Origin of the sequence: Streptomyces sp. WY228 (assembly GCF_019287315.1) — a bacterium.
In the GTDB taxonomy this organism is placed as follows: domain Bacteria; phylum Actinomycetota; class Actinomycetes; order Streptomycetales; family Streptomycetaceae; genus Streptomyces; species Streptomyces caviscabies.
In genome coordinates this window covers 3,056,937-3,065,000 of the sequence record NZ_CP079114.1, presented here as the reverse complement: position 1 = coordinate 3,065,000, position 8,064 = coordinate 3,056,937, and the positions used below count along the sequence as shown (strand labels likewise).

Below are 8,064 nucleotides of genomic sequence, written 5' to 3'. Positions count from 1 at the left end.
TGCATTTAGGTGCAGCGTCGTGTGTTTCTTGCCGGAGGTAGAGCACTGGATAGGCGATGGGCCCTACCGGGTTACTGACCTTAGCCAAACTCCGAATGCCGGTAAGTGAGCGCGGCAGTGAGACTGTGGGGATAAGCTCCATGGTCGAGAAACAGCCCAGAGCATCGACTAAGGCCCTAAGCGTACGCTAAGTGGGAAAGGATGTGGAGTCGCAGAGACAACCAGGAGGTTGGCTTAGAAGCAGCCACCCTTGAAAGAGTGCGTAATAGCTCACTGGTCAAGTGATTCCGCGCCGACAATGTGGCGGGGCTCAAGCGTACCGCCGAAGTCGTGTCATTCCAGCATGTACCCCAACGGGGCTGGGATGGGTAGGGGCGTCGTGTGCCGGGTGAAGCAGCCGCGGAAGCGAGTTGTGGACGGTTCACGGTGAGAATGCAGGCATGGTAGCGATACACGTGAGAAACGTGTGCGCCGATTGACTAAGGGTTCCTGGGTCAAGCTGATCTGCCCAGGGTAAGTCGGGACCTAAGGCGAGGCCGACAGGCGTAGTCGATGGACAACCGGTTGATATTCCGGTACCCGCTTTGAAACGCCCAGTACTGAATCAGGCGATGCTAAGTCCGTGAAGCCGGCCCGATCTCTTCGGGTTGAGGGTAGTGGTGGAGCCGATGAACCAGACTTGTAGTAGGTAAGCGATGGGGTGACGCAGGAAGGTAGTCCAGCCCGGGCGGTGGTTGTCCAGGGTAAGGTGTAGCCGTGTGGTAGGTAAATCCGTCACACGTTAAGGGTGAGACCTGATGCCGAGCCGATTGTGGTGAAGTGGATGATCCTATGCTGTCGAGAAAAGCCTCTAGCGAGTTTCATGGCGGCCCGTACCTAAACCGACTCAGGTGGTCAGGTAGAGAATACCGAGGCGTTCGGGTGAACTATGGTTAAGGAACTCGGCAAAATGCCCCGTAACTTCGGGAGAAGGGGCCATCACCAGTGATAGCACTTGCTGCTTGAGCTGGGGGTGGCCGCAGAGACCAGCGAAGCGACTGTTTACTAAAAACACAGGTCCGTGCGAAGCCGTAAGGCGATGTATACGGACTGACGCCTGCCCGGTGCTGGAACGTTAAGGGGACCGGTTAGCTGACTTTCGGGTTGGCGAAGCTGAGAACTTAAGCGCCAGTAAACGGCGGTGGTAACTATAACCATCCTAAGGTAGCGAAATTCCTTGTCGGGTAAGTTCCGACCTGCACGAATGGCGTAACGACTTCTCGACTGTCTCAACCATAGGCCCGGTGAAATTGCACTACAGTAAAGATGCTCGTTTCGCGCAGCAGGACGGAAAGACCCGGGACCTTTACTATAGTTTGATATTGGTGTTCGGTTCGGCTTGTGTAGGATAGGTGGGAGACTTTGAAGCAGCCACGCCAGTGGTTGTGGAGTCGTCGTTGAAATACCACTCTGGTCGTGCTGGATGTCTAACCTGGGTCCGTGATCCGGATCAGGGACAGTGTCTGATGGGTAGTTTAACTGGGGCGGTTGCCTCCTAAAGGTAACAGGCGCCCAAAGGTTCCCTCAGCCTGGTTGGTAATCAGGTGTTGAGTGTAAGTGCACAAGGGAGCTTGACTGTGAGACCGACGGGTCGAGCAGGGACGAAATCAGGACTAGTGATCCGGCAGTGGCTTGTGGAAGCGCTGTCGCTCAACGGATAAAAGGTACCCCGGGGATAACAGGCTGATCTTCCCCAAGAGTCCATATCGACGGGATGGTTTGGCACCTCGATGTCGGCTCGTCGCATCCTGGGGCTGGAGTCGGTCCCAAGGGTTGGGCTGTTCGCCCATTAAAGCGGTACGCGAGCTGGGTTTAGAACGTCGTGAGACAGTTCGGTCCCTATCCGCTGTGCGCGTAGGAATATTGAGAAGGGCTGTCCCTAGTACGAGAGGACCGGGACGGACGAACCTCTGGTGTGCCAGTTGTCCTGCCAAGGGCATGGCTGGTTGGCTACGTTCGGAAAGGATAACCGCTGAAAGCATCTAAGCGGGAAGCCTGCTTCGAGATGAGTATTCCACCTCCTTTGAGGGGTTAAGGCTCCCAGTAGACGACTGGGTTGATAGGCCAGATGTGGAAGCCCGGTAACGGGTGGAGCTGACTGGTACTAATAGGCCGAGGCTTGTCCTCAGTTGCTCGCGTCCACTGTGTTAGTTCTGAAATAATGAACGGCCGTGTTTACATCCGGTGTTCACAGTTTCATAGTGTTTCGGTGGTCATTGCGTTAGGAAACGCCCGGTTACATTCGAACCCGGGCTAAGCCTTTCAGCGCCGATGGTACTGCAGGGGGACCCTGTGGGAGAGTAGGACGCCGCCGAACAATTTTTCCGGGAAAGCCCCGCACCTTTTTGGTGCGGGGCTTTTCTGCGTTCCGGGTACTAACGGCTGCGAGTCCGGCGGGCAGCCGGCAGGCCGCCTCAGGAGAACTCTCAGAGACGGCCTGCGGCCTTCAGGGCCAAGTACGTGTCGGCAAGTGCGGGAGCGAGATTGCTCGGGGTGGCGTCCACGACGACGACGCCGTGGCGACGGAGCCTGTCGGCCGTGTGACGACGATCGGCCTGAGCCTGGCCGGCGGCTGCCGCGTCGTACACCGAGTCCACCGTTCCCCGTGAGTTGGCCATCTCCTCGACCCTGGGGTCGGAGACTGCGGCCAGCAGCACGGTGTGGCGCTGGGTGAGCTGAGGCAGTACCGGGAGGAGCCCTTCCTCGATGGGAGCGGCCTCCAGCGTCGTGAGGAGAACGATCAGCGAACCACGGGGTGCGTCGGTGAGGGCCGCGTTGCTGAGGCCGCGGGCATCCGTCTCGATGAGCTCGGGTTCCAGCGTGGCCAGGGTGTCGATGACGGTCGACAGTACATTTCCGCCGGCCGTCCTGCCCTGGACCCTGGCTCGGACCTGGCGGTCGTAGGCGAGAAGGCTTACGCGGTCGCCCGCCCGGGTGGCGAGTGCGGTGAGGAGGAGCGTGGCGTCCATCGAGGCGTCCAGGCGGGGGATGTCGCCCACCCGGCCCGCAGACGTGCGCCCGGTGTCGAGGACGATCAAGATGTGCCGGTCACGCTCGGGTCGCCATGTCCGGACCGCTACGGCGGACTGGCGTGCCGTGGCCCGCCAGTCGATGGAGCGGGTGTCGTCGCCGGGTACGTAGGCCCGCAGACTGTCGAACTCCGTTCCCTCGCCGCGTGTCAGAACGCTGGTACGGCCGTCGAGTTCACGGAGCCGGGCGAGCCGGGACGGCAGATGCTTGCGGCTGGTGAACGGAGGCAGGACGCGTACGGTCCACGGGGCCCTGTGCTGCCCCTGGCGTGCGGCGAGGCCGAGCGGGCCGTACGAGCGGATCGTGATGCGTTCCGCCCGCCGTTCACCGCGCCGGGTCGGGCGCAGGACTGTGACCAGGCGTCGACGTTCCCCGGCGGGAATCGTCAGTTTGTGGCGTGAAGCGCCCTGTTCGGTGCCCGCGGCCCAGCTGCTGGGGGGCCAGGCGTCCCGGAGCTGAGCGCGCAGACGGCGGCGCGACGTGTTGGTCACCGTCAGTTGCACTTCTGCCGCGTCACCAAGTCGAACAGATGTATCACCGGATCGAGTGAATCGAAGCGTGCGCACTGGCGCTGCCAGGGCATAGTCACACAGAATTGCCAGGGAGAGCGGTGCGTTGACCGCGAGCATCCCGGTCCAACTCGGAGCGAGGATGCCTACGGGGAGTGACCCCAGAGCGGCCAACAGAGCAGTACGTCCGGTGAGGGCCATGGTCACCGCCTCATCGGGGTACGGGGACGTGGGCGAGCACTGAGGCGATGACGGAGTCCGGGGTGACTCCTTCCATTTCCGCCTCGGGCCGCAAGTGGATGCGATGACGGAGCGTGGGAAGCGCCAGGGCCTTCACATCGTCCGGGATGACATAGTCCCGGCCGGTCAGCCAGGCCCAGGCGCGTGCGGTCGACAGCAGTGCGGTGGTGCCTCGTGGGGAGACACCGAGGGCGAGCGAGGGGGAATCGCGCGTGGCACGGCAGATATCCACGACATAGCCGGCGATCTCGGGGGAGACGGTCGTCTTCGCGACGGCTTCGCGTGCCGCTTCCAGATCGGCGGGCCCGGCGACCGGCCGTATCCCCGCGGCCTTCAGGTCGCGTGGGTTGAAACCGTCGGCGTGGCGGGTGAGGACGTCGATCTCGTCCTGCCGTGAGGGGAGCGGAACCGTCAGTTTGAGCAGGAAGCGGTCCAGCTGGGCTTCGGGGAGGGGATAGGTGCCTTCGTACTCGACGGGGTTCTGGGTCGCGGCGACGAGGAAGGGGTCAGGCAGCGGCCGCGGTGTTCCGTCGACGGTGACCTGCCGTTCCTCCATCGCTTCCAGGAGGGAGGACTGGGTCTTGGGAGGGGTGCGGTTGATCTCGTCGGCGATCAGCAGGTTGGTGAAGACGGGGCCGGGCTGGAAGGAGAACTCGGCGGTGCGCGCGTCGTAGACCAGTGAGCCGGTGACATCGCTGGGCATCAGGTCAGGGGTGAACTGGACCCGCTTCGTGTCCAGTTCGAGCGAAGAGGCGAGGGCCCGCACCAGCAGGGTCTTGGCGACGCCGGGCACGCCTTCGAGGAGCACGTGTCCTCGGCAGAGCAGCGCGACGACGAGTCCGGTGACAGCGGGGTCCTGGCCGACGACGGCCTTGGCGATCTCGGAGCGCAGAGCTTCCAAGGACGCGCGGGCGCTGTCGGAAGCATCCGGTGCCGCGGGCCTCGCGGGAGCCGCAGCGGGCGCCGTGGGCTCGGCCGGCTCGGGGGTCGGGGCGCTCATGAAGTGCGTACCTCTCTTTCGAGGGCGTCGAGTTGATCGGCGAGGAGGACCAAGGCCGCGTCGGTGGCGGGAGTCGTGCCGAAGAGCAGGGTGTTGAGGTCCTGGTCCGGGGCGGTGACGCGGGTGGACACGGCGGTGAGGAGGACGTCGGGGGTGTGCGCGTCGCGGGCGGGCACGCCGACGAGGGGTGCGATGCGTGTGCGCGTGGCGGCTCGGAGGGCGTCGGAGGCCCGGTCGCGGGCGTTGGCCTTGCGGTAGAGGAGGGAGCGGCCTTCGGCGGATTCGGACGCGCGGATGGCTACCGGCAACTGTTCCGTCACCAGGGGGCCGAGTCGGCGGGCCCGCCAGACGGCGGCGAGGACTGCGGCGAGAGCGAGTTGAAGCGTTCCCCACAGCCAGCCGGAGGGGACGAGGTCGAGGAAGCTGCTCTCGTCGGCCGCTTCGTCTCGCGCCCCGCCTTCCGACTGTTCTTCGCTTCCGTCGCCCGGGGCGTTGTCGTCGGCTGTTGCGGACGGATCGGTGAGAGAGGGGAGGTACCAGACGAGATGGGGACGGGAACCGAGCAGTTGCAGGGCGAGCGAGGCGTTGCCCTGCTTGTCGAGACGCTCGTTGTAGAGGAAGTCGGGGGAGCCGAGGACGACGGTGTCGCCGCTCGTTCCGGTCGGGAGGACGACCAGGCTGGGGATGCCTGCGCTCGGGTAGCAGGAGACGGCGGCCGGGTCCTGAGCCGTGTAGCGGGTGCCGCCCAGGTCCGCTGTGCCGGCCCTGCGGGCGGCGGGGAGCTCGCACGACGGGGCGAGAGCGCTGACGGCGTGGTGCGCCTCGGTGCGGACGCCGGGAGCGAGCCGGGCGGTGGCCCCCGGGCCCGGGGCGATCAGCAGGGTGCGTCCTGCGGATGCGGTGGTCGCCTCGTTCAGCCGGAGCTGTTGCGAGCGGGTCAGGAGGTTGGGGCCGGCGACCAGGAGGGTGGTGTCCGGGCCGGTCGCGGCACTGGCCTCGTCAAGGGTGGTGACGACGGTGACGGATATGCCGCGTGCTTCGAGGAGTTCGGCCACGGCGCGGCTGCCCTTGGGATCCGCGGAGCGGGGGTCGAGCTGTCCGTAGTTCGTTCCGGAGCGTACGGCGGCGAAGGCGATGCCGGCGACGACCAGGATGAGGACGACGGCCAGGATGGCTCGGGCACGGGTCCAGACCTGGCCGGGGGTGGGCGCCGTCGAAGTCGGGGCGGTGGTCGCCGCGGTCATCCGGTGGCTCCTCGGGAGGTTCCGGGCAGCAGCGGCTTGGCCTCGTCGAGGTCGAGGTCGAGGGTGCGCAGGGACAGATATGCCGCCTGGTCCGCGGTGCGGCCGCCGTATGTCACATCGTCGAAGCTCCGGGCGGCGGCGCGCAGTCGGGCGGTGTGCTCGGGCAGAGTGCGACCCGCTTCGGCCGCGGCCTCGTCCGCGGTGCGGCCGGGGCGGGGATCGAGCAGGGCGCGTTCCTCCAGGGACCGGACGATGGCGCGCATCCGTTCCTGTACGGCTTCGGTCCAGCGCAGGGCCGCGGCGTGGGTCTCGGCCGCAGCGCGGTGCTGGGCCGCGCTGCGGGGGCCGTCGCTGTCGAAGAGGGCGTCGGCGCTCCGGGAGGAGCGTTGCGGAGTGCCGAGCCGCCACCAGAGAGCGGCGGCCAGGCCGACGACGATGACGACCAGGACGACGAGGCCGGCCGGGCCACCGGGGGTGGCGCCCGCGGCGGCGTCGAACACTCCGGCGACCCAGTCCCAGAACTGGTTCAGGGCGCGCTGGAGGAAGTTCGGGTCGTTCTCGTGGTACATCGGCTTGGACAGTTCGCTCTCGGCCGCCTCCCGTGCGGGGAGACGTGGAGTGTCCACGGGTATGTCGCCCGTTGCGGTGTCCCGCCCTGCTGTGGTGATGCCCCCCGCCCCCGACACGGCATCAGCTCCTGGGGGTGTCGGCGCCGTAGCCGGGAACGTCCGCGGCCCGTGCCAGGTCCAGGTCCAGGGCTTCGCGGCGGATGCGCTGGTCCACGTAGAGGAGGGCCATCACACCGGCGACGAAGGGGTAGATCAGCGTCGAGACGATCACTTCGCCGATGCCGGTGATGATCAGGAAGGGCCAGCCGAAGGAGGGCGGATTGCTGCTGAAGAACTCGCTGACGTCGGTTCCGTCGGCGATCACCGCGATGGCGCCGAACGGGATGGAGACGAGGAACGTCAGCAGGAAGGTCAGCAGCCAGGTCAGGGCGAGGATTCCGAAGGTGCGCCACCAGGCGCCGCGGACCAGCTTCGCCGACCTGCGCAGCGCGGCCACGATGCTCTGTCGTTCCAGCATCAGTGCGGGGGCGGCGAGGGCGAAGCTGACGTTCAGCCAGAGCATCACGACACAGGCGGCGGCGAAGCCGAGGAAGGCGAGTGCCGCACCTGCCTCGGAGCCCAGCAGCAGACCGGGGCCGATGCCCACGGTCATGATCGTGGCCATGATCACGGCCACCAGGACGGTCAGTCCGAGCAGCGGCAGGATCCGGGGGCGCGCCTCTGCCCAGGTGTCGGAGAGCGTGGTGGGGCGGCCCAGCACGGAGCGGCTGATGACCACGGTGACGATCGACGCGGTGAAGAGCGTGGCGATCATCGAGACGAGGGAGGCCGGGCCGAGGGAGAGCAGTGTCGAGCGGGCCGAATCGGCGGTCTGGCGGAGGGCCTCGGCGCCGGTGGCGTTCGGGTCGACGGAGGTCGGTTCCGGCAGCAGGTAGCGCTGCATGAGGATGATGCCGATCTGGGTGACCACCGAGACCGCGAGGCTGAAGCCGAGCGCGGTACGCCAGTGGGCGCGCAGGGCGGACACCGAGCCGTCGAGGATCTCGCCGAGGCTCAGGGGGCGCAGCGGGATGACGCCGGGCTTCGCTGCCGGCGGCGGTCCTGCCCAGCCCTGCCGCTGTGGGCCGCCCCAGCCGGGTGCCGGCGGCCGGGTTCCGGGGCCGCTGCCGGGGTTGCTCGGTGGGGACCACTGCCCGGGCGGCGGCTGCTCGGGGGACCACTGTCCCGTCGCACCGCTTCCGTCCTGCGGGTCGGAGGGGCGGGGAATCGCCGCCTCCTTGCCGTCGGAGGGGGCAGATCCGGGCGACGCCCAGCCCGGAGAGTCGTTCATTCCAGCTCCTTCACCGTCCTGACCGCTCATCGGGGCGGCAGGTTGGCAGCCATCGTGCCACGCGGCGGCCCGGGGCGGACCAGCCGCTCTGTCTCCCGCGCGA

General features: G+C 66.6%; 5 protein-coding genes and 2 rRNA genes (1 of these 7 cut by a window edge). 2 read left to right on the top strand and 5 right to left on the bottom strand.

Annotation, left to right across the window (positions count from 1 at the left end; translation table 11 throughout):
* Both KV381_RS13230 and rrf read left to right on the top strand, forming a co-directional pair.
* Window positions 1–2,166 (top strand): 23S ribosomal RNA (locus KV381_RS13230); it begins 904 nt to the left of the window's first position.
* A 78-nt stretch (window positions 2,167–2,244) separates the two neighbouring features.
* Window positions 2,245–2,356, top strand: a 5S ribosomal RNA gene (gene rrf / locus KV381_RS13225).
* A gap of 109 nt (window positions 2,357–2,465) precedes the next feature.
* On the opposite strand, the gene KV381_RS13220 is transcribed toward rrf, so the two are convergent.
* Genes KV381_RS13220 through KV381_RS13200 form a run of 5 tightly spaced genes read right to left on the bottom strand, consistent with a single transcriptional unit; the run spans window position 2,466 to window position 7,961 of the window.
* Window positions 2,466–3,779 (bottom strand): DUF58 domain-containing protein, encoded by a 1,314-nt coding sequence (locus KV381_RS13220; RefSeq protein ID WP_030628837.1) that lies wholly within the window; start codon window positions 3,777–3,779, stop codon window positions 2,466–2,468.
* A 10-nt stretch (window positions 3,780–3,789) separates the two neighbouring features.
* Window positions 3,790–4,818 (bottom strand): MoxR family ATPase, encoded by a 1,029-nt coding sequence (locus KV381_RS13215; RefSeq protein ID WP_030089178.1) that lies wholly within the window; start codon window positions 4,816–4,818, stop codon window positions 3,790–3,792.
* A complete protein-coding gene (locus KV381_RS13210) occupies window positions 4,815–6,062 on the bottom strand; it encodes a DUF4350 domain-containing protein (protein WP_030628840.1) in 1,248 nt (415 codons plus the stop codon). Before KV381_RS13210 ends, KV381_RS13215 begins: the two co-directional genes overlap by 4 nt.
* A complete protein-coding gene (locus tag KV381_RS13205; RefSeq protein WP_030628843.1) occupies window positions 6,059–6,748 on the bottom strand; it encodes a DUF4129 domain-containing protein in 690 nt (229 codons plus the stop codon). The genes KV381_RS13210 and KV381_RS13205 overlap by 4 nt, the downstream gene beginning before the upstream one ends.
* A gap of 4 nt (window positions 6,749–6,752) precedes the next feature.
* The gene (locus tag KV381_RS13200; protein WP_218785264.1) at window positions 6,753–7,961 is read right to left on the bottom strand and encodes a hypothetical protein; all 1,209 of its coding nucleotides are present in this window, start codon (window positions 7,959–7,961) and stop codon (window positions 6,753–6,755) included.
* Window positions 7,962–8,064 lie beyond the last annotated feature (103 nt).